25 protein-coding genes are annotated in these 26,554 nt (G+C 64.3%); 15 read left to right on the top strand and 10 right to left on the bottom strand.

All coding sequences use genetic code 11. From position 1 onward, the window contains the following. The first annotated feature begins 71 nt into the window (after positions 1-71). From CQ012_RS03675 to CQ012_RS03665, 3 genes are all read left to right on the top strand, one after another. A complete protein-coding gene (locus CQ012_RS03675) occupies positions 72-1,304 on the top strand; it encodes an inorganic phosphate transporter (RefSeq protein ID WP_105656702.1) in 1,233 nt (410 codons plus the stop codon). Next, positions 1,301-1,549 carry a hypothetical protein gene (locus tag CQ012_RS03670; protein WP_105656701.1) on the top strand — a complete coding sequence of 83 codons (249 nt, stop codon included), beginning with the start codon at positions 1,301-1,303 and terminating at the stop codon, positions 1,547-1,549. Before CQ012_RS03675 ends, CQ012_RS03670 begins: the two co-directional genes overlap by 4 nt. Positions 1,550-1,643: 94 nt before the next feature. Continuing rightward, a complete protein-coding gene (locus CQ012_RS03665) occupies positions 1,644-2,189 on the top strand; it encodes a dihydrofolate reductase family protein (RefSeq protein WP_105656700.1) in 546 nt (181 codons plus the stop codon). A gap of 83 nt (positions 2,190-2,272) precedes the next feature. Here CQ012_RS03665 and CQ012_RS03660 read toward each other — a convergent pair whose 3' ends face one another. Then, complete coding sequence (locus tag CQ012_RS03660; RefSeq protein ID WP_105656699.1) at positions 2,273-2,758, bottom strand: hotdog fold thioesterase; 486 nt, start codon at positions 2,756-2,758, stop codon at positions 2,273-2,275. A gap of 85 nt (positions 2,759-2,843) precedes the next feature. Here CQ012_RS03660 and polA point away from each other — a divergent pair, with 85 nt between their 5' ends. Beyond that, entirely contained in the window at positions 2,844-5,456 is a 2,613-nt protein-coding gene (gene polA / locus CQ012_RS03655) for a DNA polymerase I (RefSeq protein WP_286134579.1), read from the top strand. A gap of 93 nt (positions 5,457-5,549) precedes the next feature. On the opposite strand, the gene CQ012_RS17850 is transcribed toward polA, so the two are convergent. After that, entirely contained in the window at positions 5,550-5,771 is a 222-nt protein-coding gene (locus tag CQ012_RS17850; protein ID WP_286134100.1) for a hypothetical protein, read from the bottom strand. On the opposite strand from CQ012_RS17850, the gene CQ012_RS03650 reads away from it, so the two are divergent. The 4 genes from CQ012_RS03650 to CQ012_RS03635 all read left to right on the top strand — a co-directional run bounded on the left by CQ012_RS03650 (position 5,758) and on the right by CQ012_RS03635 (position 11,075). Then, positions 5,758-6,441 carry a polysaccharide deacetylase family protein gene (locus tag CQ012_RS03650; RefSeq protein WP_286134099.1) on the top strand — a complete coding sequence of 228 codons (684 nt, stop codon included), beginning with the start codon at positions 5,758-5,760 and terminating at the stop codon, positions 6,439-6,441. The genes CQ012_RS17850 and CQ012_RS03650 overlap by 14 nt on opposite strands. Positions 6,442-6,510: 69 nt before the next feature. Beyond that, complete coding sequence (locus CQ012_RS03645; RefSeq protein ID WP_181148797.1) at positions 6,511-7,824, top strand: GNAT family N-acetyltransferase; 1,314 nt, start codon at positions 6,511-6,513, stop codon at positions 7,822-7,824. 218 nt (positions 7,825-8,042) lie between these two features. Continuing rightward, the gene (gene rpsA, locus CQ012_RS03640; RefSeq protein WP_013349277.1) at positions 8,043-9,518 is read left to right on the top strand and encodes a 30S ribosomal protein S1; all 1,476 of its coding nucleotides are present in this window, start codon (positions 8,043-8,045) and stop codon (positions 9,516-9,518) included. 246 nt (positions 9,519-9,764) lie between these two features. Next, positions 9,765-11,075: a hypothetical protein gene (locus tag CQ012_RS03635; RefSeq protein ID WP_105656695.1), complete on the top strand. Its 1,311-nt coding sequence runs from the start codon at positions 9,765-9,767 to the stop codon at positions 11,073-11,075. Positions 11,076-11,103: 28 nt separating this feature from the next. On the opposite strand, the gene CQ012_RS03630 is transcribed toward CQ012_RS03635, so the two are convergent. The 3 genes from CQ012_RS03630 to CQ012_RS03620 all read right to left on the bottom strand — a co-directional run bounded on the left by CQ012_RS03630 (position 11,104) and on the right by CQ012_RS03620 (position 14,698). Continuing rightward, a complete protein-coding gene (locus CQ012_RS03630; protein ID WP_105656694.1) occupies positions 11,104-12,780 on the bottom strand; it encodes an HNH endonuclease signature motif containing protein in 1,677 nt (558 codons plus the stop codon). Between the two features lie 62 nt (positions 12,781-12,842). Then, on the bottom strand, positions 12,843-14,027 hold the full coding sequence (locus tag CQ012_RS03625) for a class I SAM-dependent methyltransferase (protein ID WP_286134568.1): 1,185 nt from the start codon (positions 14,025-14,027) through the stop codon (positions 12,843-12,845). After that, complete coding sequence (locus CQ012_RS03620; protein ID WP_105656693.1) at positions 14,024-14,698, bottom strand: IMPACT family protein; 675 nt, start codon at positions 14,696-14,698, stop codon at positions 14,024-14,026. The genes CQ012_RS03625 and CQ012_RS03620 overlap by 4 nt, the downstream gene beginning before the upstream one ends. A gap of 25 nt (positions 14,699-14,723) precedes the next feature. On the opposite strand from CQ012_RS03620, the gene coaE reads away from it, so the two are divergent. From coaE to CQ012_RS03595, 5 genes are all read left to right on the top strand, one after another. Further along, a complete protein-coding gene (gene coaE / locus CQ012_RS03615; RefSeq protein WP_105656692.1) occupies positions 14,724-15,320 on the top strand; it encodes a dephospho-CoA kinase in 597 nt (198 codons plus the stop codon). Between the two features lie 2 nt (positions 15,321-15,322). After that, the gene (locus CQ012_RS03610; RefSeq protein WP_105656691.1) at positions 15,323-15,571 is read left to right on the top strand and encodes a hypothetical protein; all 249 of its coding nucleotides are present in this window, start codon (positions 15,323-15,325) and stop codon (positions 15,569-15,571) included. Positions 15,572-15,643: 72 nt separating this feature from the next. Next, positions 15,644-17,731: an excinuclease ABC subunit UvrB gene (gene uvrB / locus CQ012_RS03605; protein WP_105656690.1), complete on the top strand. Its 2,088-nt coding sequence runs from the start codon at positions 15,644-15,646 to the stop codon at positions 17,729-17,731. 245 nt (positions 17,732-17,976) lie between these two features. Continuing rightward, a complete protein-coding gene (locus CQ012_RS03600; RefSeq protein WP_105656689.1) occupies positions 17,977-19,017 on the top strand; it encodes a TerC family protein in 1,041 nt (346 codons plus the stop codon). Between the two features lie 100 nt (positions 19,018-19,117). After that, positions 19,118-19,570, top strand: coding sequence for a MarR family winged helix-turn-helix transcriptional regulator (locus CQ012_RS03595; RefSeq protein ID WP_105656688.1), 453 nt, complete (start codon positions 19,118-19,120; stop codon positions 19,568-19,570). Positions 19,571-19,651: 81 nt separating this feature from the next. Here the strand turns inward: CQ012_RS03595 and CQ012_RS03590 are convergent, their stop codons facing one another. After that, positions 19,652-20,938 carry an alpha/beta fold hydrolase gene (locus tag CQ012_RS03590; RefSeq protein ID WP_105656687.1) on the bottom strand — a complete coding sequence of 429 codons (1,287 nt, stop codon included), beginning with the start codon at positions 20,936-20,938 and terminating at the stop codon, positions 19,652-19,654. Continuing rightward, positions 20,938-21,426, bottom strand: coding sequence for a GNAT family N-acetyltransferase (locus CQ012_RS03585; RefSeq protein WP_105661456.1), 489 nt, complete (start codon positions 21,424-21,426; stop codon positions 20,938-20,940). Before CQ012_RS03585 ends, CQ012_RS03590 begins: the two co-directional genes overlap by 1 nt. A 62-nt stretch (positions 21,427-21,488) precedes the next feature. On the opposite strand from CQ012_RS03585, the gene CQ012_RS03580 reads away from it, so the two are divergent. Together CQ012_RS03580 and CQ012_RS03575 are read left to right on the top strand one after the other, a co-directional pair. Beyond that, complete coding sequence (locus tag CQ012_RS03580) at positions 21,489-22,241, top strand: metal-dependent hydrolase (RefSeq protein WP_105656685.1); 753 nt, start codon at positions 21,489-21,491, stop codon at positions 22,239-22,241. A 78-nt stretch (positions 22,242-22,319) separates the two neighbouring features. Continuing rightward, entirely contained in the window at positions 22,320-23,258 is a 939-nt protein-coding gene (locus tag CQ012_RS03575) for a phosphotransferase (protein WP_181149007.1), read from the top strand. Between the two features lie 16 nt (positions 23,259-23,274). Here the strand turns inward: CQ012_RS03575 and CQ012_RS03570 are convergent, their stop codons facing one another. The 3 genes from CQ012_RS03570 to CQ012_RS03560 form a co-directional block, all read right to left on the bottom strand. Continuing rightward, entirely contained in the window at positions 23,275-23,466 is a 192-nt protein-coding gene (locus CQ012_RS03570) for a hypothetical protein (protein ID WP_133834220.1), read from the bottom strand. Between the two features lie 74 nt (positions 23,467-23,540). After that, positions 23,541-24,008, bottom strand: a complete 468-nt coding sequence (locus CQ012_RS03565; protein WP_105656682.1) for an NUDIX domain-containing protein — start codon at positions 24,006-24,008, stop codon at positions 23,541-23,543. Further along, positions 24,008-26,542 (bottom strand): DEAD/DEAH box helicase, encoded by a 2,535-nt coding sequence (locus tag CQ012_RS03560; RefSeq protein ID WP_105656681.1) that lies wholly within the window; start codon positions 26,540-26,542, stop codon positions 24,008-24,010. Before CQ012_RS03560 ends, CQ012_RS03565 begins: the two co-directional genes overlap by 1 nt. Positions 26,543-26,554 lie beyond the last annotated feature (12 nt).

Here is a 26,554-nt window from a genome sequence, read left to right as displayed (position 1 = left end):
GCCTTTCGCAGGATCCTATTTCTGGCCCGTTCTCTTTTTCCTTGCCGTTCGACCCCTCAGGCTGGTATTCAATGGATTTGACGCTTATCGTCGTCCTGGTCATTGCCTTGGCGTTGTTTTTCGACTTCACCAATGGTTTCCATGACACGGCCAATGCGATGGCCACCCCAATCGCAACCGGAGCAATTTCCCCTAAGAAGGCAGTTGCCCTCGCCGCAATTCTGAACCTGGTTGGCGCATTCCTCTCCACCGAGGTAGCGAAGACCATTTCAGGTGGCATCATCAACGAAGACCCGACCTCGGGCGTGGCTATTGGGCCGGCGATGATTTTCGCCGGCCTGATGGGCGCCGTGATCTGGAACCTGTTCACCTGGTTGCTGGGACTGCCTTCGAGCTCCTCCCACGCATTGTTCGGCGGCCTGGTAGGCGCCGCGATCGTCGGTGCAGGCTTCGCCTCGGTGAACTACAGCGTGCTGCTCTCCAAGGTGCTGCTTCCGGCCCTGTGCGCGCCGGTGATCGCCGGCATCTCCGCGTACCTGTGCACCAAGCTGGCCTACGCGATCACCAAGCGCGAGAATGGAGCGGCGCCCAAGCGCGGGGGCTTCCGCTACGGGCAGATCTTCTCTTCCTCGCTGGTCGCGCTGTCCCACGGCACTAACGATGCGCAGAAGACCATGGGCATCATCACCCTGACCCTGGTGGCTTCTGGCCTGCAGGATTCCGACTCCGGCGTGCAGTTCTGGGTTGTTGCCACCTGTGCCTTCGCCATCGCGCTGGGTACCTACACCGGCGGCTGGCGCATCATCGCCACCATGGGTTCGGGCCTGACCGACGTGAAGCCCGCGCAGGGCTTCGCAGCCGAGATGTCCACCGCTTCGGCGATCCTGACCTCCTCGCACCTGGGCTTCGCGCTGTCCACCACCCAGGTAGCCTCCGGCTCCGTGATCGGTTCGGGCATGGGCCGCAAGGGCGGCGAAGTCCGCTGGGGCACCGCAGGACGCATCGCGTTGGGCTGGCTGTTCACCCTGCCAGCAGCCGCGGCCGTTGGCGGCGTGGCCGCAGCGATCACCCACCTGGGCACCATCGGCATCGTGATTGTCGCGATCGCCGGCACCGGCGCCATGCTGACCATCTGGTTCCTCTCGCGCAAGCAGCCGCATGACCACGAGTCGAACATTTCCGACATCGATAACTCGGGCGCAGCGGTGAACATCCTGACCAAGAAGGAACGCCGTGCCAAGGCCAAGGCGGAAGCCAAGCTGGCCAAGGCTGCCGCAGCGCAGAAGGAAGCCGATAATTCATGATTGACTGGACAGCCTTTCTCATCGTCGCCGCCATCACCTGGTTTTCCGCGATGGCGATCGTGGCGGCCTACTCCTTCGGCGTCCGCCTGCTGGCAGTTGCCAAGGACGAGGGCCGCAACCAGAGCCTGAGCAATGCCGGAGCCTACGCTTGCTTCGCGATTTGCGGCCTGATCGTCCTCTTCGGCGTGGTGCTGATCGTGCCGCAGCTGAGCGAAGCGATCCTGGGCTTCTCCTCGAGCCACTAGGAACTGCTCGCGGCTGCGGGTGGATCCGACACGATTTTCGGGTCCCTCGACAACTTGATATTGCCTTCGATGGAGGCACCCCTAGACTGGAGCCATGACTAGCTTCAAGTACTACGTGGGTGCCTCCATCGATGGTTTTATCGCCGATCGCAGCGGAAGCGTCCAATGGTTCATCCCCTATGCCACGCAGCCGGGAGTGAAAAAGCATTTCGACGAGTTCTTCGGGAGCGTCGGCGCCGTAGTGATCGGTGGCAAGACCTACGAGAACATCGTCCGTGATGCTGCCGAGGGAACCGTGCCGTGGGTGTTCGGCGAGAAGCCGGTGTGGGTCTTCACACACCATGAACTGCCGACACTGCCCGGAGCGGACCTGACCTTCATCCGCGGCGAGGTGGGCTTTTGGAGCCGGGACATCGCCCAGAGCGCAGGGGCCGGGGACGTGTGGGTGGTTGGCGGTGCCGACCTGGCTGGAGCGTTCGTCGAAGCCGATGCGCTCGATGAGCTGCTTCTGGTTACCGTTCCGGAGGTGCTGGGCGACGGGGCCAATATCTTTGGCCGCGGGATCAGCACGCAGCTCTCGGCCCTGGGGATCACCGAGCTCGGCGCGGATATCTTCCTCTCGCGCTACGCGATCGGCTAAGCGGCCAAAGGAATCTGCCGGCCAGGTCCGCGTTCCGGAGAAGCCGGATCCGCCGCGCTTGGCGCGAACGGCGCCTGCGGGGATCAGTTTTCGACCGGCAGCAGCATATTGGTGATGCGAGCGGTCGCGACACGCTGGCCCTGCTCATTGCTGATCACGATCTCATGGCAGGTGCTGCTGCGGCCCAGATGCACCGGCGTGCATACCCCGGTGACCAGCCCGGTGCGCCCGGCCTTGTGGTGGGTGATGTTCAAATCCACGCCGACCGGGTTGGCCCGGCCGGCACCGTGCAGCGCAGCGGCCATCGAACCGAGGGTTTCGGCAAGTGCCGCCGAAGCGCCGCCATGCAGGATGCCGTAGACCTGGGTGTTGCCCGCCACCGGCATGGTGGCGGCAACGCGCTGCGGTTCGAACCCGGTGAAGATGATTTCCAGTTTCTCCACGAGTTCGCCCACGCCATTGTGCAGCAGGTAGGGCCACATGGATTCGGGAATGCCGTGGCGGGCCAGCTGCGCGGCAAACGGATGTGCCGAAGATTGCGTGGTTCGAGAAGTGAAATTGTCGCTCATGGCAACTAGGCTTTCAGGTGTGAGCGAAACTACCAAACCGACTGCCTCGTCGGACAAGAGACTGCTGATTATTGACGGACACTCCATGGCCTTCCGCGCGTTCTATGCGCTGCCTGCAGAGAACTTCGCAACAAGCACCGGCCAGCACACCAATGCCGTGCACGGATTCGTATCGATGCTGCTGACGATGATCCGCCAGCAAAAGCCCACCCACGTTGCGGTGGCCTTCGACTTGGACACCCCGACTTTCCGCTCGCTGGAGTACACCGAGTACAAGGGCGGACGCAATAAGACGCCCGAAGAGTTCTACGGGCAGATCGATCTGATCCAGGAAGTCATGAAGGCGATGAACATCCCTTCGATCACCCTGGAGAGCTTCGAGGCCGATGACATCCTGGCCACGCTGGCCACCCAGGGCGAAGAAGCCGGTTTCAACGTGCTGGTGGTGTCCGGCGACCGCGACGCCTTCCAGCTGATCACCGACAAGACCTTGGTGCTGTACCCGAAGAAGGGCATCAGCGATATCCCGCCGATGGATGCCGCAGCGGTGGAAGCCAAGTACTTCGTGCGTCCCGAGCGCTACTCGGATTTGGCGGCTCTGGTCGGCGAAACCGCGGATAACTTGCCCGGTGTGCCAGGCGTGGGGCCGAAGACCGCCGCCAAATGGATCAACCTCTACGGGGACCTGGCTGGCATCCTGGAGAATGTGGAGAACATCAAGGGCAAGGTCGGCGAGTCGCTGCGCGAGCACGTGGACAACGTGACCCGCAACCGCCGGTTGAACCAGCTCAAGCACGACCTGGAACTCCCGGTCACGCTCGATCAGATGGAACTCGAAGCCCCGAACCGCGAAGAGATCGAGAACCTGTTCGACGCGCTGGAATTCAACACCCTGCGCAAGCGCCTGTTCGACCTGTTTGCAGCCCAGGAAGAGGAAGCGGCACCCGAAGTTGCCGAATTCTCCCGGGTGCTCGGCGCCGATGCCGACGCACTGGACGGATTCATCGGGGCCGGGAAGGGCGCGCCGATCGCAATCCAGCCTGCTGCGGTTGACGGCGAAGCCGTGGGTCTGGCCCTTTTCCGCGGGTCGGAAGCCCTCTGGCTGGAACTGGCCGAACTCGATGAAGCCACCGAAGGCGTGCTTGCGCAGTTCCTGGCCGATGAGAACGCGCCGAAGCTCTTCCACGATGCCAAGGCCGCCATGCACCTGCTCATCGAGCGCGGGCTGCGGATCGCCGGCATCAAGGACGACACCTTGATCAGCGCCTACCTGATCCAGCCCGATCGCCGCAGCCACGACCTGGTGGACGTGGTGCAGTACCACCTGAAGTACGCCGTGCCGGTGCATCAGGCCAAGAAGGGCGAACTGGATCTGGGGCTCACTTCGGATCTTGCCGAGCCAACGTTGGCCCAGGCGCAGGCCATCCACGACCTCTCCGCCTACCTGGCTACCAAGCTGGCCGAGAAGCACGCGGACAAACTGGCTGCCGAGATGGAGCTGCCGCTGATTCCGGTACTCTTCGAGATGGAACGCGCCGGCGTGGCAGTGGACGTGGATCGCCTGAACGAACTGCGTGCCCACTTCACCGAGCAGGTGGACCAGGCCACCAACGACGCGTTCGCCGCGATCGGCCACGAAGTCAACCTCTCCAGCCCGAAGCAGCTGCAGGTGGTGTTGTTCGAAGAGCTGGATCTGCCGCGCACCAAGAAGATCAAGACCGGTTTCACCACCGATGCCGAGTCGCTGCAGGATCTGCTGGTCAAGACCGGGCACCCGTTCCTGGTCGCGCTGATGGCCTACCGCGACGCGATCAAGCTGCGCCAGACCGTGGACGGCCTGCTCAAGGCCACCCACGATGATGGCCGGATCCACACCACCTATGCGCAGACCGTGGCCGCGACCGGGCGCCTCTCCAGCCTGAACCCGAACCTGCAGAACATCCCGGTGCGTTCGGAAGAGGGCCGTCGCATCCGCGACGTCTTCATGGTCGGGGCCGGCTACCAGAGCCTGCTGACAGTGGACTACTCGCAGATCGAAATGCGCATCATGGCGCACCTCTCCGAAGACGAGGGGCTGATCGAGGCCTACCAGAACGGCGAGGACCTGCACCGCTATGTCGGTTCGCGCGTGTTCAACGTCGAGCCGGACGAGGTCACCTCGGAGATGCGCTCGAAGGTCAAGGCGATGAGCTACGGCCTGGCCTATGGGCTGAGCAGCTTCGGGCTGTCCAAGCAGCTGAAGATCGGCGTGGACGAGGCCCGCAAGCTGATGAAGGACTACTTCGACCGCTTCGGTGCCGTGCGCACCTACCTGCGTTCGGTCGTCGACCAGGCCCGCAAGGATGGCTACACCGAAACCATTTTCGGACGCCGCCGCTACCTGCCGGAGCTGAACAGCTCGGATCGCCGGCTGCGCGACATCGCCGAGCGTGCCGCGTTGAACGCCCCGATCCAGGGTTCGGCCGCCGACCTGGTGAAGGTGGCCATGCTGCGCATCGATGAGGGACTGCGCGCTGGGCAGTACAAGTCCCGGATGCTGCTGCAGGTCCATGACGAACTCATCCTGGAGATCGCCGAGGGGGAGCTGGAAGCAGTGCAGGAGCTGGTGACCCGCGAAATGGGACAGGCCGCAGCTCTGCTGGTGCCGCTGGATGTCCAGCCGGGCATCGGCCGGACCTGGCACGACGCCGCGCACTAGGGGCAGCAATCGAAAGGGGCAGGGGCACCGCGGGTGTTCCTGCCCCTTTCGGCAGGATCGAATGGGCTTGGGGAAAGAGACGAACTTGGAGCACTACTCGCGCCGTTGGGCGCTGAAAACCGGAAGCCTGGGGCTTGGGGCGCTGGCCGCCGCGGTGGTCTCCGGTTGCAGTACCGGCGGACCGGCGGAACGAGCCGGGTCCGCGTCGGCCTCGGCAATGGCGAGTCCTTCGCCCACCGCCACTGCTTCGCCCCGGCCTACCGCCAGCCTCCAGACGGTGTATCCGAGCCGGAGCCAGGTCATGGAAAAGTTCAAGAATGTTCCTGCAGGGCAGTTCGGGCTGGAAGTCCCGGGCATCGAGCTGGGCCTGCCCAAGGGCAATGCCGCCGCGGCGTTGACCTTCGATGCCTGCGGGGGACCCCGGGGCTCGGGAGTGGATGGGGCCCTGCTGGACGCCTTGCGTGCTATGCAGGTGCCCGCGACCCTCTTCGTGAACGAACGCTGGGCACGCGCCAATGCGCGGCTGATGGACGAGCTGGTAAGCGACGAGCTGTTCGAGATCGCCAACCACGGAACCAGCCACGCCCCGCTGGCCACTTCCGGGCAGGCAGCCTACGGCATCGGGGGCACGGAGTCGATCGGCCAGGCCTACGACGAGGTGATGGGCAACCAGCGGTATCTTGCCGACCAATTCGGCATCACCGCGAAATTCTTCCGCTCCGGCACCGCCCATATGGACGAAGCCGGCGCGGCAATGTGCCGGGACCTGGGCGTGGTGCCGATGAACTTCACCGTCAACCTGGACGCCGGGGCGACCTTTGGCGCGCAAGCCGTGGCCGCCCAGGTCCGCCAGCTGGCCGCCGGGGACGTCGGCATCGGGCACTTCAACCAGCCCGCCTCGGGTACTGCCAAGGGCGTGGCGCTCGGGCTGGGGCAGGCGCTGGATTCCGGCCTGCGGTTCACCACGCTCTCCGAAGCCTGGTGAATGCACCCCTTGCGCCGGCCGGACAGGCGCATAGACTGTGATCAGCCGATTTCCTCGCCAAGGAGCACGATGAGACCAGAGACCCCGCCGCAGCTGGAAACCCGGACCTGCCAGGCTGCGATCCGCAGTCCGGAACTCGACGAATCGATCAAGTTGTTCCATCAGGCCACCGGGATCGGCTTCTACGAGCAGCTGCCCGAAGAGCCCAATTGGACGCACTACCTGGACCTGACTTATGCGCAGAAAATGCGCTTCTCCCTGGTGTTCGATCAGCAGGCCGAACCGCACTCGCGCCATGCAACCTACCCGGTGCACACCTATGGAGCATTCCCCGGGCTGCTCAATGCCGGCGGCGAGGCGCCGGTGGCAACGCACAAGATCTCCGCGGTCACCGTCGCGCCGAGCTATCGGCGACGCGGCATCCTGTCCAGGCAAATCACCGCCGACCTGGCCTATGCCCAGCAGGCGGGTTTCCCTATTGCGGCTTTGACCGCGTCGGAAGCGACGATCTACGGGCGGTACGGCTTCGAGCCAGCTACCTACCAAAGCCGATTCACGCTCAAGTGCGCCCACGGGGTGAAGCTGCGCGTGCAGGTACCCGGCCGGGTGGTGGATGCCGATCCGCAGCATTTCGGGCCCGGCTATGCCGCGCTGGCCGTGCGCGCGCTCGAGCAGACCTTCGGCTCCGTGGACAGCACCGAGTTCGACAATGGCTTTGCCCTGGGCCGCTGGGACACCTGGGAGACCCTGGAAAAGCCGAAGAACCTGCGTTTTGCCGCCTACTACGATGACGCTGGCCAGCTCGGCGGATTCGCCACCTACAAGTTCGGCGGCTGGGACGAGCCCAAGGCGAAGCTGGTGGTGCACAAGTTGGTGGCCACCGGCGACGCCGCGCGCATCAAGCTCTTCGAATACCTGGGCAACCATGATCTGGTGGAAGAAGTGCATGGCCAAGGCCCGGTGGCCGATCCACTGCGCCAGGTGCTGGAGAACGTGCGGGACTACCACGTGCGTTCCATTGACGATGTGCTGTGGCTGCGCGTGCTCGATGTTGTTGCCGCCTTCCAAGCGCGCGGCTACCAGCGCGATGCCCGGCTGCTATTGAGCGTGAGCGACCGGCTGGAGCTGATCTCCGGAACCTACCTCTTCGAGGTGTCCGATTCCCGCGCCACGGTGAGCCGGATCGAGGACGGGCAGGCCGACTCCGGGCTGCCGCGCGTGGCGCTTTCGGAGCGGGAGCTGGCTGGACTGTACCTGGGCACCGTGCAGCTGGACCAATTGCTGGATTCGGGACGCGCCGAACTGGTCGGCGGGGGAGCTGCGGGGGACTGGGTTCACTTGTTCAGCGTGGCTCGCGAGGGTTTCACGCCGCACGGTTTCTAGTGGGACGGGTCGCATTATCCGGTTGATATGACGAAGTTCACAAAATGCTGGCGAGGATGTTAGCGGGTTACGCTTTGACCCGCGGTGTGCTAGGCGCGTAGACTTGAACAGCGTGCCATGGCTTCGTCATGTCCGCATTCATGTTCTACCCCCTTCGAAATTCCGGGACTTCCGGGGTTTCGACTGATCAAATCTATCCACATCGGAGTCCCTACTACATGACCATCACCTCGAACGAGAACAACAGCGCACCAGTCGTCGCAATCAACGACATTGGATCTGCTGAGGACTTCTTGGCCGCAGTCGACGCCACCATCAAGTACTTCAACGATGGTGACCTCGTCGAAGGCACCGTCGTCAAGGTTGACCACGACGAAGTTCTGCTCGACATCGGTTACAAGACCGAAGGTGTCATCCCTTCCCGCGAGCTTTCCATCAAGCATGACGTTGACCCAGGTGAAGTTGTCACCGTTGGCGACAGCGTCGAAGCCTTGGTCCTGACCAAGGAAGACAAGGAAGGCCGCCTGATCCTGTCCAAGAAGCGTGCGCAGTACGAGCGCGCTTGGGGCGACATCGAAAAGATCAAGGAAGAGGACGGCGTCGTTACCGGTACCGTCATCGAGGTTGTCAAGGGTGGCCTCATCCTGGACATCGGCCTGCGTGGCTTCCTGCCAGCATCGCTCGTCGAGATGCGCCGTGTGCGCGACCTGGCTCCATACATCGGCCAGGAAATCGAAGCCAAGATCATCGAGCTGGACAAGAACCGCAACAACGTTGTGCTTTCCCGCCGTGCATGGCTCGAGCAGACCCAGTCCGAGGTTCGCTCGACCTTCCTCAACAAGCTGGAAAAGGGCCAGGTTCGTCCGGGCGTTGTTTCCTCCATCGTCAACTTCGGTGCATTCGTGGACCTGGGCGGCGTAGACGGCCTGGTACACGTTTCCGAACTGTCCTGGAAGCACATCGACCACCCATCCGAGGTTGTCGAGGTTGGCCAGGAAGTAACCGTAGAGGTTCTGGAAGTCGATCTGGACCGCGAGCGCGTTTCCCTGTCGCTGAAGGCTACCCAGGAAGATCCTTGGCAGACCTTCGCCCGCACCCACGCACTGGGTCAGGTTGTACCGGGCAAGGTTACCAAGCTGGTTCCATTCGGTGCGTTCGTACGCGTCGAAGACGGCATCGAAGGCCTGGTTCACATCTCCGAGCTTGCAGTTCGCCACGTTGAACTGGCTGAGCAGGTTGTCTCCGTTGGCGACGAACTGTTCGTCAAGGTCATCGACATCGACCTGGAGCGCCGCCGCATCTCGCTGTCGCTCAAGCAGGCTAACGAAGGTGTTGACCCAGAGGGCACCGAGTTCGACCCAGCACTCTACGGCATGGCTGCAGAGTACGACGAGGCCGGCAACTACAAGTACCCAGAGGGCTTCGACCCAGAGTCGAACGAATGGCTCGAGGGCTTCGACACCCAGCGCGCTGCATGGGAAGCACAGTACGCTGCTGCCCAGGAGCGTTGGGAAGCACACAAGAAGCAGGTTGTTGCCGCTATCGCTGCCGACGCAGAAGCAGAGCCTGCTGCTGCCGGTGGTTCCGAGCCAGCTCCAGCTTCGTACTCCTCGGAGGCACCAGCCACCGATGCAGGCACCCTGGCTTCGGACGAAGCACTGGCTGCACTGCGCGAGAAGCTGACCGGCAACTAATTCCGGCTTCTGCCTCGTGCAGAGATCGTGATTAGCTTTAGCTGATTCACGAAGGTCCAACCCTGCAAGGGTTGGACCTTCGTTGTTTAACTGGTTTTTTGCTTGCCGGCATGGCTGGCACGTTATTATTTCTGCTGACATCCGCCGGGCAGGAATAGCTCCGAAGGAGCACTCCTCTTAATACTTGCTGAGGTTAGACTAAAAGTGCACCGATCAGGTGGACTCACTAACGGCAGGTAGTAGCACATGGCAACGACAGGAAATTCGCCGGCAGACTATGCGGCAGGCGCAACTGCCGGACAGCAGATCCCGGTGCGCCAGGTCAGCCGCGAGGAGTGGGAAACTGTACCGCGCACTATTCCCAATTTCTGGGTTGCCGTAGCGACCTGGCTTCCGCTGGTTGCACTGGTGGTCTTCGTCCGTTCGGATCTTCTGCATTCCCCGTACCTGGACAAGGGCTTCATGGACATCCTCTCCTTCTCCATGGTCGCTACCGTCCTGGCCATGATCTTTGGCGGCGGACGGCAATCACCCTGGATGGGCTTGGGCGTAGCCGCCGGAATCTATTTCCTGCTGGCTCCTGCCGGGGACCTGCAAAGGATCCTGATGCTGGCGCTGGGCTATTTCCTGCTGCTCGCACTGTCCGTAGGTCTCATGGACGCACGGTTCCGACGCCTGCTGAGAACCTGGAAGCGTGAAGCCTCAGGAGGCATCGCCTTGGCGCCGGGGCAAGAGAGCGATTTTGGAATCACCAAGCAAATGTCGCCCATGGTATGGAAGCTTGCGGTAGGAGCACTGATCTACCCGCTGCTCCGGCTGGGCTGGGAACTGGTCAGCACGGAAGTTTATTCGCTGCATGACTTGGATGAAGGCTACCGTCTTGACGTGTACGCCGCGGCCGTCCTGCTGGGCATCAGCCTGCTGCTGAGCATGCTGCGCTGGATGCGCTTGAAATCGATGGGACTTTTCGCACTCGAAGTTCCAGCGGACCACCGAATTGGTCCAACGTCATTGCGGGCCTATGGCAACGCGATCCTCATCGAAACGGAAGAAACCGGGGCCTGCCTGTGCCGCAACGACGACAAGAACGGATCCAAGCAGAAATTTGAGGATCCGCGATTCATTTTCTGCTCAGAGGTGTGCCCGGTGCACGGGGTGCATGCGGTCAACCAGCGCTCGGCCGAAGAGTTCCTGGGCATCGCCTCCCAGCCCTGGGTCTATGGGGAGAACCTGAATGGGAAACTGCTAGAGGCAACCGGCCAGCGCTTGGTCATTGCAGGGCTCAGCGGCTGGGGCTCACGCCCGGTCGCGGTGCGCGTTTCATGGCTCTACGGTGGAGGGAAGCAGGCCAGCGCCTACTACGTCCCGGCATCGGCACGCGAGCCTCTGGCCAGAACCAAGCGCCGCCTGGCGGTTCTGACCCCTGCCGGTGATTCGGTTACGGCTGATACTTTCGAGAATAATGAGCGGGGCGAGATCGACCGGATCGACCTTCGTCCATTGGGGATCAACGCCCAAGCCGTCCGCGTGCACGGTGGACGCCCTTTCTTGATCTAGCCGGATGGCGCCGGCGCATTGCCGCGAACTAGGCGGCCTTGGCCATGTGGTAGCTGTTGCGCACCGGGGTCTGGGTGGGATTGACGAAGCTGGGCAGGATGACCTTGGGTACGCCATCGTCGGCAATGACCTTGATCAACCCGGCATGAACGTCATGATGATGCGTGTCGCAGAGCATCGCGCTCCAGTAGACCGCAGTGACACCGCCCTCGGACCAGAACCAGATGTGGTGGATGTTGCAGCGTTCGGGATCCATGGTGCACCCGGGAACTATGCAGCCGCGATCGCGCACCGCAACACCCAGACGCATGTAGTTCGGATGCTTGCGCTGGCTGCGCCCGATATCAAGCAGCTCGCCCCTGCCGCCGAGCACCATCGGGATGATGCGTGCCCTGGACAGGGTCTGGCGCAGGTCAGTTGCATCGAGCTTGAAACCGTGCTGGGTGATGCCATGGGTTCTCGCGCGGCCTTCCAACTCGTCCAAGGTCAGCATGACCACGACCTGCGGGGTGATGGTGGGGACATCCACGGTGCCTGCATCATTCCCATCGGCGCCCTTGGGGGTCCCGCCATTGCGCGCGGCATCCAGCAGCTCCTGGAGCCGCTTCGTGTTGATCTCCAGCAGATTCATCAGGCCGTTGAGGCGGCGTGCCGCGGGAGAAAGCGGTGGGGAAACAGGATCTTCGCTGGCGGTAGCTTCCTCATCGGTCAAGAAGTCCGGATGGCCTCCGGCGTCGGCCTGGTAGGAAGTGCCAGGGGCAGCATCCTGCTCTGTACGTTGTCCCGGAGACTGGGCAAAAGCCTCCCGTGCGGCTTGGCCGGAACCGGAGCGGGGATTGTCGCTTTGCGAAATGCCCGATTCGAAGAGTTCTGCGCGCGTAGGGCGCAGGGCGAGGTCGTAGTGGACCAGGCCGCCGCGTTCGCCCCGCCGGTACAGGCCTTCCTGGGCTTCGGGCCGCTTCTTGCCCAAGCGTTCCTTCTGGGATTTCAGGAAGCTGTTGACCAATTGCCTGCGGGTGCCGGGGTCGGGCTCGTCCAATTGCTGGTTGACGATGGATTCAAGCAGCTCGCCATCTTCGGTGAGCGCCGAGGCGGTGGCCGGTGCGGCGTATTCGTCGCGTTGGGGTTCCAGAGCGCCCAGGCGCCGGGCCGCGCTGAGCACTTCGGCTGGCGGCTGGCGCAGATCGGCGAAGCGCCGCGCCAGCAAAGGGAACTGTGCCTGGTGCCGCTGATGTTGGTAGTCGTATTGCGCGAAGACGTGGCTGGCGGACTGGATGCGGCGCTTGGCCTCGAAATGGTCGGTGCGCAGCCAGGATGCCAGCAGTGCCGCAGGGCCGGTGAAGCTGGGCCGCTTTCCGGTGCGCTGGGCAGGGACGGAGAAATCGGTGGTGCCCTGGCGGGCTGCGGCGAGTTCAACCTGGGCCAGGGTGTGCGCCGCGGTGTCATCGACCAGGTGGGCTGCGTAGATCTGGGTGCGAAGGGCCTGGTGGGCCGAAGCTTCAGCCGCGGTGGCCAGGGCCAAGGCGTAGCGCGGATCGTGCAGGTAGTGGGACTCGGGGCCGGTGGCTGGATCGGCGCAGAGCAGGGTCTGGTGCAGGACGGGGATGAACGCGGCGACGGCCAGGGCGTCGTCCACCGCGAGGGCCGGCGCGTCCTTGATCGCTTGGGCAAGCCCGGCTAGCGCCTGGCTGACAGTTCTGTTCATGGCCCCAGCATGCGCCAGGCGGTGCGCGGCGTGCCGGCCGGCAATACGGCCTGTGGAAAAGCCTAGTGCGCGCGGGTTGATGCAGTCACGGTGAAGGTCCTGTCGCGGGCCAGCTGTTCGGTGGGGCCAACGCGGCGGGCCAATTCGCTGCGGTAGCGCAGGTGCGAGTTGAACACGCACAGCAGGGTGCCTCCGGGAGCGAGCACGCGGGCGGCGTCGTCGATCAGCTTGAACGCGATGTCGGCGGTGACGGTGTTGCCGATGTGGAAGGGCGGGTTCAGCGTGACCAGGGTGGCGCTGGCGTCGGGCAGGCGGCCCAGGGCGTCATCCTGCACGGCAGTGAGGCGACCGTCCAGGTTGTTGCGTTGAGCGGCGGCCAGGGTGGAGGCGACCGCGGAGGCCGAATGGTCCGAGGCGTCCACGCGCAGCTGCGGGTTTTCCAGTGCTGCGCAGATGCCGATCGCGCCGTTGCCGCAGGCCAGATCGACCAGCGTGGCGTGCCCGGAGAGGTCCGGAAGGTTTTCCAGCAGCAGCCGGGTGCCCGGATCCAGCCGGGCGGCACCGAAGGTCCCGGCACCGGCATGCAGCGTGAAGCTGGTGCCGCGCACCTGGTGGGTGGCAGTGGCCGGGAAGCTGCTGGCGGGCTGTTCGGCGCGCGGGGTGCTGGCGGTGAGCACCCGGGATTTCTGCCGGGCCAGCGAGACGTCGACGCGGGTGAAATGCTCCGCGAGCACCTCGTTCATGGAACGGCTCATGTGCTTGATGCGGCCCCCGGCGAAAAGCTTCGCGCCGGGATCGGCGACGGCTGCTGCCGCGGCGGCCTGTTCGCCCAGCACGTCCAGTCCGCGAGGCAGGGCCAGCAGGATCGAACTGGCGCCCTGGGCAACCTGTTCCAGGGTGCAGAATTCGAGGTGTCCGGCCCGCTCGGGCATGAGCCGGGCGAGGTTGGCCTCGATGGCCCGGCGCGCGGTGAGCGAATCGGTGTGCACGCGCACGCTCGTGCTGCCTAGTGCCAGTGCGCCCAGGGCCAGCGCGCCGTAGTGGTCGCCGATGACCGCGATGGCATCCGGCCAGCGGTCCGAGGGTCCGGCCGCGGCGGCGCAGGGGTCCAGGATGAGCCGGTCGCAGGCGTCGGCGGCGTAGAGGTTGGCGGCTTCGACATCGGGCCAGCGGCGCAGGGCGGGCAGCAGGGCCTGGAGGCTGCTGGCGGCAGCGGGCGTGCCTTCGGGATTGGCGGCGGAGTTCAAATCAGATCAACCCATTGCGTGTTGGCGGCGGCCAGTTCCCCGGCGCCGGAGGTGAGTGAGGCGATGCCGGTGCGCAGCTGCGCGGCGGCTTCGGGCGTGTCCGGGATGCCGATCTGCACGATTGCGGCATCGGCCTGCCAGAGGGTCGGTTCGACCTGGTAGCCGGCGGCGCGCAGCTCGTTCTCGTAGCGGGCCGCGTCGGCGTGGGCGGCGGCGAAGGTGAAGATCCGCATGCGCTGGCGCAGGTGCAGCTGCGCATTGTCCAGCCCGGAAGATACCGCCTCGGAATATGCGCGGACCAGTCCGCCGGCGCCAAGCTTGATCCCGCCGAAGTAGCGGACCACCACGGCCAGCACGTCCGAGAGCACGCTGCCGTCGGCGATTTCGCGCTTGGCCAGGGCATCGAGCATCGGGATGCCGGCGGTGCCCGAGGGCTCGCCGTCGTCGTTGGAGCGCTGGGCCATGCGATCGGGGCCCAGGATGAACGCGCTGCAGTGGTGGCGGGCATCGAAGTGGGTCTTGCGCAGGGCCGCGATCTGCGCGCGGGCGGCGGCCTCGGTTTCGACCCGGTAGAGGTAGGTGATGAATCGCGAACGCTTGATTTCCAGCTCGTGCACGCAATCGCTGGTCAAGGTCGTGTACCGTGTCGCGGCCGAGTCGTTGGTGTTCATCCCTCTTAGTTTATAGGGTGGGAACATGATGCATGTGGGACTGACCGGGGGAGTGGCCTCCGGAAAATCTGCGGTCGCGGCCAAATTGGCCGCCCTGGGAGCCGTAGTCATCGATGCCGACGCGTTGGCGCGCCAGGTGGTCGAACCCGGCACGCCCGGGCTGGCTGCGATCAAGGACACGTTTGGCGAAGCCGTTTTGCTGGCCGACGGGTCGCTGAACCGTCCCGCATTAGGCGCGATAGTCTTCGCCGACGAGGCGGCGCGGGCCAAGCTCAACGCGATCGTGCACCCGCTGGTGCGGGAGCAAGCGGCGAAGTTGCGCCAAGGAGCGCCAGCCGGCTCGCTGGTGGTCGAGGACATCCCGCTGCTGGTCGAGACCGGCCAGCTGGACAGCTTCGACGCGGTGGTCGTCGTGGCCGCCCCGCACGCCGAACGCATTCGCCGCATGGTCCAGGATCGCGGCTGGACCCGGGAAGACGCCGAGGCCCGGATGGCCGCGCAGGCCACGGATGACCAGCGGGCGGCCGTAGCCGACTACCTGCTGGATAATTCCGGTACCTTGGAAGAACTGGAGGGGCAGGTTTCTGCCCTCTACCGCCAATTGGCGCCAGCACAGGAGTAGGAATGTACAAGATCTGCAAGTGGAGCACCCTGATCGCTTTCGCCGTCGCCTTGGTGCTGTGGCTCGGTTTTGGCGGCCGCGCCGAATTCGTTGCCAGCGAATCCGGGCCGTATTCGCCGGTGGTCTACATTTCCGGCTGCCTGGCCTTGCTGGGGCTGATTGCCGCCACCATCATGACCGTGGGATTCTTCGGCAGCAGCATCCAGCGCACCGTCAAGCGCAATGCGATCCGCTACGGGATGCGCAAGTAGCACCCCGGATTTAAGCTGAAAGCTGGCTAGGGCGCAGCCCCAACGGTCGGGGCAAGTGGATATGCTGGAAGCATGAGTCTTGCACAGCCGATCAAGCGCGTGGTCGCCCCCTTCGAAGTCATCAGCGAGTACCAGCCTGCCGGCGACCAGCCGCAGGCCATCAAGCAGCTGACCGAGCGGATCAACGCCGGCGAGAAGGACATCGTGCTGCTCGGTGCCACCGGTACCGGCAAGTCCGCGACCACCGCCTGGCTGGTGGAGCAGGTGCAGCGCCCCACCCTGGTGCTGGTGCAGAACAAGACCCTGGCCGCCCAGCTGGCCAACGAGTTCCGCGAGCTGATGCCCAATAACGCGGTGGAGTACTTTGTCTCCTACTACGACTACTACCAGCCCGAGGCCTACGTCCCGCAGACCGATACCTTCATCGAGAAGGACTCCTCGATCAACGAGGAAGTCGAGCGCCTGCGCCACTCGGCCACCAACTCCCTGCTCACCCGCCGCGACACCATTGTGGTCGCCACCGTCTCGTGCATCTACGGCCTGGGCACTCCCGAGGAATACGTGGCCGGGATGGTCACCGTGCGCACCGGCGAGGAACTGAACCGCGACGCGATGCTGCGCCAGTTCGTGGCCATGCAGTACACCCGCAACGACATGGATTTCCACCGCGGCACCTTCCGCGTGCGCGGGGACACGGTGGAGATCATCCCGATGTACGAAGAGCAGGCCGTGCGCATCGAGTTCTTCGGCGACGAGGTGGAAGCGATCCACACCCTGCACCCGGTCACCGGCGAGGTGATCCGCGAGGAGACCGAGATGTACATCTTCCCGGCCAGCCACTATGTGGCCGGTGCCGAGCGGATGCACAAGGCGATCAAGCGGATCGAGGACGAGCTGGCGGTGCGCCTGAAGGAGCTGGAATCGCAGAACAAGCTCGTCGAGGCCCAGCGGCTGCGCATGCGCACCACCTACGACCTGGAAATGATGGAGCAGATGGGTTTCTGCAACGGCATCGAGAACTACTCGCGCCATATCGACGGCCGCGATGCCGGCAGCGCCCCGCACTGCCTGATCGACTATTTCCCCGATGACTTCCTGCTGGTGATCGACGAGTCGCATGTCACCGTGCCGCAGATCGGCGCCATGTACGAGGGCGACATGTCCCGCAAGCGCACGCTGGTGGAACACGGCTTCCGCCTGCCAAGTGCCATGGACAACCGCCCGCTGAAATGGGATGAGTTCCTTGAGCGCATCGGGCAGACCGTGTACCTTTCGGCCACCCCGGGCAAGTACGAGCTGGGCAAGTCCGACGGGTTCGTGGAGCAGATCATCCGCCCCACCGGGCTGATCGACCCCGAGATCATCGTCAAGCCCACCAAGGGCCAGATCGATGACCTGCTCGATGAGATCCGTACCCGTGTGGATCGCGATGAGCGCGTGCTGGTCACCACGCTGACCAAGCGCATGGCCGAGGACCTGACAGACTACCTCACCGAGCACCAGGTGCGGGTGCAGTACCTGCACTCCGATGTGGACACGATCCGCCGCGTGGAGCTGCTGCGCGAGCTGCGCATGGGTTCCTTCGACGTGCTGGTGGGCATTAACCTGCTGCGCGAGGGCCTGGATTTGCCCGAGGTTTCGCTGGTCGCGATCCTGGATGCCGACAAGCAGGGCTTCCTGCGTTCGGCCACCAGCCTGATCCAGACCATCGGCCGTGCCGCGCGTAACGTCTCGGGCCAGGTGATCATGTATGCCGACAAGATCACCGATGCGATGGACCAGGCGATCGAGGAGACCAATCGCCGACGGGCAATCCAGGAAGCGCACAACAAGGAGCACGGGATCGACCCCACGCCGCTGCGCAAGAAGATCGCTGACATCACCGACCAGCTGGCGCGTGAGGATGCCGACACCCAGGAACTGCTGAACAACAACCGGTTGGCGAAGAATGCCAAGCGCACCAAGGCCTCGTCCGCGGTGCGCAAGGATGGGCTGGCCGCCGCCCCGGCCGAGGACCTGCTGGCCCAGATCGGGGAAATGACCGAGCAGATGCACGCCGCGGCCGCTGAGTTGCAGTTCGAATTGGCCGCCCGGATCCGCGATGAAGTGTCCGAGTTGAAGAAGGAATTGCGCCAGATGAAGGCTGCCGGGCACGCGTAGCCCTGCTGCTGTCCAGCGCAGTATTGGGACATGCGCCAAGCCTGTGCAGTTCCTGTGCGCTACACTTGATCACTGGACGTAGGGGAGTATCCCAATGCTGTGGACGTCAACACGCGAACCAATGATGTTTCGCCGGGCACAGCAGCCGATCACTGAGCCAGCTATCTAAGCGTTTCGAATTCTGGTGTGGCGGCGGAGAGACTTGCGGCGATTTTCCATACCCTCCAACGAAAGGTCGCTCGTCCGTGGGCACTAATGGGTTAACTATTCAATTCGAGATCATCGCGCTGATTGTTCTGTGCGCGGTGCTCATCGCAGACCTGCTGTACGTCACCAAGCGTCCGCACATTCCTTCCATGAAGGAAGCAGGCATTTTTGTCGGCATCTACATCTCCTTGGCATTGATCTTCGGTGCCGTGATCTGGACGCAGGCTGGACCGCAGCTCGGCCAGGAATTCTACGCCGGCTGGGTCACCGAATACGCGTTGTCGGTGGACAACCTGTTCGTCTTCATCATCATCATGGCGCGCTTCTCGGTACCGCGTAAGTACCAGCAGGAAGTGCTGATGTTCGGCATCATCATCGCGTTGGTCCTGCGCGCAATCTTCATTGTGCTCGGCGCCGCGATCATCGAGCAGTGGTCGTGGGTCTTCTACATCTTCGGCGCCTTCTTGCTGTGGACCGCATGGAACCAGCTCAAGGACGAGGATGAGGACGAGGAAAGCGGCCTGGTCAAGAAGCTGACCTCCAAGCTGCCGATTTCCAAGGACTTCGATGGCGCCAAGCTGCGCACCGTGGTCGACGGCAAGAAGCTGTTCACCCCGATGGTGCTGGTCTTCGTGACCATCGGCATGACCGACCTGCTGTTCGCCTTCGACTCGATCCCGGCGATCTTCGGCCTGACCAAGTCCGCGTTCATTGTGTTCACCGCGAACATCTTCGCGCTGATGGGCTTGCGCCAGCTGTACTTCCTGCTCGGTGGCCTGATGAACCGCCTGGTCTTCCTGAAGCACGCACTGAGCTTCATCCTCGCTTTCATCGGCGTGAAGCTGGTCTTCCACGCCCTGCACGAGAACAGCCTGCCGTTCATCAACGGCGGCGAGCCGCTGCATTACGCGTGGCTGGACATTTCCGTGGGTGTTTCGCTGCTGGTCATCCTGGGCGCGATCGTTATCGCAACCGTGCTGTCGCTGTGGAGCCCATGGGGCAAGCGTGCTGCTGCTTCGGCTGAAGCCGCGGAGCTCGCCGGCGCAGCGGAAGCTGCAGAGCAGGACGCGGCCAAGTAATCCGCACAATCGCCCGCCGGGATCAGTTGCTTCCAACTGGCCCCGGCGGGTTTTCCGTACCCGCATAGTGTGCCTATGCTGTTCTGCTAAGGTATTTTCCATGAGCGACCTATCGACAGAAGCCAGTGGCATTGCCACCGGCGTAGCACTAGCGTCGGGCACCATGTCCCGGCTGCTTGGACGCGCGGCCGGGCAAGGCCGATCGGTGACCGCTTGGCGGGTGCTTTCCACCCTGGACCGGTTGGGCCCCCAGCGCGTGGGCGACTTGGCCATCGAGCAGCGCGTGGCCCAGCCGACCATGACCGGTCTGGTCATCCGCATGGAAAACGACCAGTTGGTCCAGCGCCAACCGGACCCTGGGGACGGCCGCGCCAGCCTGGTGAGCCTGACCGGCGACGGCAAGGAGGCCATTGAAGCCTACCGGCAGCGCGCGATTTCCTCGCTGGCCGGCGGCATCGATTCCTTCAGCGCCGAGGAACGGCGGATTCTGGCGCAGGCTGTGCCGCTGCTGCAACGGTTGAATGACCAGGTTGCCGCGAAGCTGGACCATTAGCAGCCGAAGGCTTAACGCGCAGGGCGCTTGAATCCCCGGGGGATTCAAGCGCCCTGCGCGTTAACCTAGCCGGTGCGCGGGCTAGCTGTCCTGGGCCGCGGCGTCCGGGTCTTCGCCGTTGGCCATGGCCAGCAGCCGGCGGAAGATCGCCGGGCCATCGTCGCCGATGCCGTCATGGTGGAATTGATCGGTCACCCAGGTCTGCAACCCGGCCACCTGCGAGGCGGTGCGCAGCGAGAGCTCGCGGTCCACATAGACGTCGTCATGGTAGACCGCGGCGGCCACAGGCACGGTGTTCTTGGCCAGGACGTCCAGATCGTAGAGCGGGCCGAAGCCTTCGTGCTCGGCCAGGATGCGGGCCACGTCCTCCAGGGGGCGCAGGGCAGGATCTTCGGCGAAGTGCCAGCTGTAGATCATCTCGCCGGTCAGCAGCGGGGTCGCCGCGTGGCGGGTGAAGTCGGCGAATTCCGGCAGGACTTGTTCGGCCGCGAAATTGGTCGGCTCGCCTTGGGCGTAGATGGTTTCATGCATCAGCGCATAGAGCGGGTTCGAGGCGAAAGAGCTCTGGGCCAGGAGCGCTTCGAGGAAGTGATCCGAGAGGCGGTCGCCGCCCGGGGTGTGGCTGAAGGCCTCCTCGAAGATGTGATGCAGCAGGTGCACCCGGGTGTTTCCGCCCAGGTACATGCCCAGCATCTGCACCAGCGGCACGGTGACGCGCTGGCCGTTGGGCAGCAGCTCATCGTCATTGGTGCGCACATGCTCGTAGATCCTGTGCAGGGTCTGGAAGTCCTCGGGGTACCAGGAGAAGTACTCGCTGTTGCGTTCTGCCATCCGCTGGTAGGTGGCGCGGTAGACGGTCTTCGCATCGGCATCCAGCGAGGCCAGCCCGCCGGTGACTAGGCAGCGGGTGAGCGACTGCGGGAAGAGCGAGAGATAGGTCAGGGTGCAGAACCCGCCGTAGCTCTGCCCCAGGGTGCTCCACTGCTCGATGCCCAAGTGCTCGCGCAGGGCTTCGGCGTCGCGCACAATCGAGTCGGCGCGGAAATGCGAGAGGTAGCGGGCCTGGGCGGCCGAGTCCCCGCGCAGCGGCAGGGACTTGCGGTTAGCCGGGGTGGACAGTCCGGTGCCGCGCTGGTCCAGCAGCAGCACGCGGAAGTGCTTGGTGGCTTCGGCCAACCACCCCGACAAGGAACCGGGGCGCGGGGATTTGCCCCCTGGACCGCCCTGCAGGAACAGCAGCCAGGGCTTGGCCGTGCCGGTGCTGATCTCGCGGGCGAAGACCGAGATCTTTTCGCCCTGCGGATCGGCGTGATCCAGTGGAACCTCGATGCGATGGTCGGTGACATCCATACCGCGGTAGTGGCGCATTAGCTCGCTCCTTGCATGCCAAGTTGTTGCAGTGCTTCGCCGTCCAGGCGCCGGGTGCTCCAGCCGTCCATGGAGCTGGAACCGATGGCGTCGTAGAACCTGATGGCCGGCTCGTTCCAATCCAGCACTGACCATTCCAGGCGCTTGTAGCCGCGTTCGACGCAGATCTGCGCCAGCGTGCGCAGCAACGCGGTCCCGGTGCCTGAACCGCGCTGGGATTCGCGCACATACAGATCCTCCAGATGGATGCCGTGCCGGCCTTCCCAAGTGGAGTAGGTCAGATACCACAGGGCCATGCCCCTGAGCGTCCCGGTTTCATCCTCGGCAACATGGGCGAAGACCTGGGGATCGGGGCCGAACAGATGGGATTGGAGGTCTGCTGCGGTGTTGAGCACCGCATCAGGTTCCCTTTCATAGTCGGCCAATTCCTGGATCATCGCCAAGATCTGCGGGCAGTCGCCCGGAACAGCTTCACGCACAATACTCATGTGTTCCAGCTTACCTCCGTCGCACCGCTAAAACGTCGGTGACCAGACCTAAGGTTGAATGCATGATGGGTGGACACCACGCGGTGAGCGGCGCAGCCGCATGGTTGGCAATTACAACTGACGTCACCGTGGGTTCGGTGAACCTGGGGCTGGGAACTTTCCAGATGGACCGCTGGGAAACCCTGGCCGGCGCGATCGTCTGCGCTGGCGCGGCCCTGTTGCCCGACGCGGATCACCATGGGGCCACGATCGCCCGCTCGCTGCCCCCGTTCTCCAGCATTTTCACGCGGATTGTCGGTTCGGTTTCGGGCGGGCACCGCAACGGCACCCATTCGCTGATCGGCATCGCCTTCTTCATCTTCCTGGCCTGGCTGGCCAACGGCTGGGATGTGCAGACCGCGGCGTTGGGCACGGTCTACCCGGCCGCGGCGCTGTTCGCGATCCTGCTGATTTCCTTCGCGGTGAAGACCATGAAATTCATGCCGCCGCTGCTGTGCTGGATTATCGCCTTGGCCGCCGGGACTTTCGTCGGGATGAATGCGCCGGAGCAGAACCTCTGGTTCCTGATGGCAGTCTCCCTGGGCGCGATCGTGCACGTGCTGGGCGACATGCTGACCATCGGCGGCTGCAACCTGCTGTGGCCGATCAAGATCGGCTCGCCGCGCTGGTTCCGCCGGCTGCCGCTGATTGGCGGCTGCTGGAAGTCCAATGGGCGGGTGGCATTGCCGATTCTGGCCGAGACGGGCTCCACCGCAGAATGGCTGCTCGCGACGCTGCTCACTACCTATGTGGGCATCGCGCTGATCGTCGCCTGACGGCCCCCGGCCCGCTGCCGGCTCGCCGCAGTGCAACGCGCTTTGGCTGGCAGCCGGTGATCTGGCATGATCCGAACCATGCAGTTTCAATTCACCCGGCGCATCACCTGGGATCAGCTTCCCGGAGAACTGCGCGCGCGGATCGAATCGCACCTTGGATCCCGGGTGATCCGGGCGCTAAGCCAAGCCTCGGGGTTTTCCCCGGGCAGCGCCGATCGGCTGCTCACCGCCGATGGCCAGCGGGTCTTCGCCAAGGCGGTGCATCCGGGCCTCAGCGCCCCGGCCACGGCATTGCACGCGCGCGAAGCGGCAATAGCGGCCAAGCTCCCGGCGGCCTTGCCGGTTCCGCAGTTCCTGGGGCGCATCAGCTGGCAAGGCTGGGAGGCCTTGGTCTTCGCCGAAGGCCCAGGGGCCAGCCCGCAGCATCCCTGGCCGGCCGGACAGCTGGAACGGGTACTGGACACGCTGGCGCAGCTGGCTCATCAGGCCCCCGATTCCCTGATTGAGCTGCTGCCGCCGCTGGAGGAGGAACTGCGCGAGGACGTAGCCGGTTTTGGGCGGATCATGCAGGACGGCTGGCTTCCAGCTGATCCCTGGGTGGCACAGAACCTGGAAGAACTCCATGGGCTGGCCATGGACGGTATCGGGGCGCTGGCCGGAGACCAGCTGGTGCATTCGGATCTGCGCTCGGACAACATCCTGCTGGGAGACGGCGGAGAAGTGCTGCTGGTGGATTGGCCGTGGGCTTCGCGGGGCGCCGCATGGTATGACGCGTTGACGGTGCTGGTTAAAGCGCGGATCTTCGACCCGGCGCTGGATGCGGACGCCATTGCCGCCTCCCACCCGATCTTCGAATCGGTGGGCGCGGACGCGGTCAGCGCGGTCTTAGCTGGACTGGCCGCCTACTATGTGGACGCGGCGCGCAGGCCCGAGGTTCCGGGACTGCCCACGCTGCGCAGCTATCACGCGAAGCAGGCGGCCGCCACCGGTGGATGGCTCAAGGCGCGGCTGGCCTAGTTGGCGATTGCAGAGGCTAGCCGAACCGGGCCGGCGTGGCATTTTCCCCGCGGTAGACCAGGGCCAGGCCCAGGACCAGCGAACCGAGCTGGACCAAGGTCGCCAGCCACGCGCCGGAAGCAAAGAGCTCGGACCAGCCGCTGAGCAGCCCGACCAGGACCAGCAGCAGGAGGCCTGCCCCGAGCAGGCGAAGCTTGTACCCGTTCATGGCCATACCCTACGGCACTGTCCGCAGCATTGCCACCGGACTCCGGGAAAATGCCTCGGGCATCGAGTGCGCGACTAGCCCCGATGCCGGGGCCGGTCCAGCGCCGTGCCGGATCCCATGCAGATAATTGGCGGCAAGCCGGAATCCAGCCGGGAAAGTACCAGGTGTTCCTGCGCAACGAGGTTCTGCGGCAGGGCATCGAGCGGGAACCAGCGAAGCTCGCAGGCTTTCTCCGGTTCCATGAGGCGCGGAGTACCGTCCCACTGGCGCGCCAGGAAGAAGAAATCCACAGGGGATTGGGCGCCGCTGCCCGCTTGCAGGTAGCGGTGCACCGTGCACAGCGGCTGGAGCTGGTCTGCCGCGATCCGGATGCCCAGTTCCTCACGGGCTTCGCGAACGGCGGCGGCAACGGCAGCCTCGCCGGGCTCAACGTGCCCGGCGGCCGCCGTGCTCCAGAACCCGTCCATGTAGCCGGTTCCCGACCTCAGTTGAAGCAGGACTTCGTCGGCGCGCCGCAAGATGGCGTAGCTGATGGCGGGCATCAGGAGTCCAGGCGGCCCACCGAAGTCACCTTGACCACAGGTTCGCCGGCCTCGTCCGAGTCATCCAGCGAGATGGTGGCGGTGATGCCCCAGTCGTGGTGCTCGGATGGGTCGGCGAAGATCTGGCGCACCTCCCAGGTGCGCTGGGGCATGTCCTTGATGATGAACAGCTTCGAGCCGCGTCCGGCGGGACCGTCGTCGATGTCCTCGTGCTCGTCGAAGTAGTCGTCCATGGCATCGGCCCAGGTGTCCGCGTCGAAGCCGCTATGCCCGTCGAGCTCGCCCAGGGCCTTGTCCTGCTCATCGGCGAAGAGCTTCACCCGGCGGAACATCTCGTTGCGGACCATTACGCGGAAGGCGCGCACATTGCTGGTCAGCTTTTCCGGTGCCGGAGGCGGTGCGGTTTCGGTTGCCTCGCTCAGCTCGCCGCGGGAGAGCTCTTCCCATTCGTCCAGCAGCGAGGAGTCGATCTGGCGGATCATCTCGCCGAGCCATTCGATCAGGTCTTCGAGGTCCTCGCGCAGCGCGTCCTGGGGAACGGTCTGTCGCAGGGCCTTGTAGGCATCGGTGAGGTAGCGCAGCAGCACGCCCTCGGAGCGGGCCAGCTGGTAGTACTGGACGAAATCGGAGAAGCCCATGGCGCGTTCGTACATGTCGCGCACGATCGACTTCGGCGCCAGTTCGAAGTCCGAGAGCCACGGCGCGCCGGAGCGGTACTGCTCGAAGGCGCTTTCCAGCTTCTCGGCCAGCGGCATCGCATAGGTGATTTCATCCAGTGCGTTCATGCGGTCGTTGTAGTCCATGCCTTCGGCCTTCATCGCGGCGATGGCCTCGCCGCGGGCCTTCTTCTCCTGGCCGGAGAGCACCTGGCGCGGCTTTTCCAAGGTCGCCTCGATCACCGAAACGACATCCAGCGCATAGCTGGCCGAATCCGGATCCAGCAGGTCCAGGGCGGCCAGCGCGAAGGGCGAGAGCGGCTGGTTCAGCGCGAAGTTCTGCTGCAGGTGCACGGTCAGCTCATAGTAGTTGCCGTATTCGTCTGGCTCATTGCGGCGCACGACCACCTCGGTGGCGATCAGTTCGCGCAGGATTCCCAGGGCGCGCAGCTTCAGCTTGCGCTGGGACGCCGGGGTCTCGTGGTTTTCGCTGAGCAGGCGCTGGGCGGCCTCGAACGAATTGTCCTCGCGCTCCAGCAGGTTCAGCAGCATCGAGTGCGAGACCTGGAATGAGGACTTCAGCGTCTCGGGGGCGGCCTCGACGATCTTCTCGAAGGTCTTCTCGCCCCAGGTCACGAAGTTCTGCGGCGGCTTCTTCTTCGGGATCTGCTTGAGCTTGGAAGAGCCCTCGCCGTGCTTCTTCAGCGCCTTTTCCATGGCCTTGTGGTTCTCGATCGCATGCTCCGGAGCCTGCACCAGCACGGTGCCTGCGGTATCGAAACCTGCGCGGCCCGCGCGCCCGGCAATCTGGTGGAATTCGCGGGCGTTCACGATGCGCGTACGGGTGCCGTCGAACTTGGACAGCGCGGTGATCACCACGGTGCGGATCGGCACATTGATGCCCACCCCCAGGGTGTCGGTGCCGCAGATGACCTTGAGCAGGCCGGCCTGTGCCAGCTGCTCGACCAGGCGGCGGTACTTGGGCAGCATGCCGGCGTGGTGGATGCCGATGCCGTGGCGCACCAGGCGGTTCAGCGTCTTGCCGAACCCGGCGGCAAAGCGGAATCCGCCGATCATCTCGGAGATCTTTTCCTTCTCCTCGCGCGTGGCCACATTCACGCTCATCAGCCCGGTGGCGCGGTCGATGGCATCGAGCTGGGAGAAGTGCACGATGTAGATCGGCACCTGCTTGGTCTTGATCAGTTCCTCCACGGCCTCCTGCACCGGCTCCATGGAGTAGTAGAAGTGCAGCGGGATTGGGCGCTCGGTGTGCGCGACAGTCACCGTCGGGGTGCCGGTGCGCTCTTCGAGTTCCTGCTCGAAGCGGGTGACATCGCCCAGGGTGGCGCTCATCAGCAGGAACTGCGCCTGCGGCAGTTCGATCAGCGGCACCTGCCAGGCCCAGCCGCGCTGCGGATCGGCGTAGAAGTGGAACTCATCCATGATCACGCAGCCCACGTCCGCCTTGGAGCCTTCGCGCAGGGCGATGTTCGCCAGGATCTCAGCGGTGCAGCAGATGATCGGGGCGTCGGCGTTCACCGAGGAATCACCGGTGACCATGCCGACGTTCTCTGCGCCGAAGATCTTGCACAGGTCGAAGAACTTCTCGGAGACCAGCGCCTTGATCGGCGCGGTGTAGAAGCTGATCTGGTCGCGGGCCATGGCGTAGAAGTGGGCTGCGATGGCAACCATGGACTTGCCCGAGCCGGTGGGCGTGGCCAGGATGACGTTGTTGCCGCCGGCCAGCGCCATCGACGCTTCGTCCTGTGCGGGGTAGAGGTTGATGCCACGGGTCGCGACCCATTGGCCGAAAGCCTCGTAGATTTCGTCGTCGGATACGTTCTTGGCGTCTGCTGGCAGATAATCGGTGAGCAACATGATGTTCCTAGC

This window comes from Arthrobacter sp. MYb214 (assembly GCF_002979865.1).
Lineage (GTDB): Bacteria > Actinomycetota > Actinomycetes > Actinomycetales > Micrococcaceae > Glutamicibacter.
The sequence above is the reverse complement of the archived record's forward strand: the minus strand, read 5'-3'. Positions and strand labels throughout refer to the sequence as shown.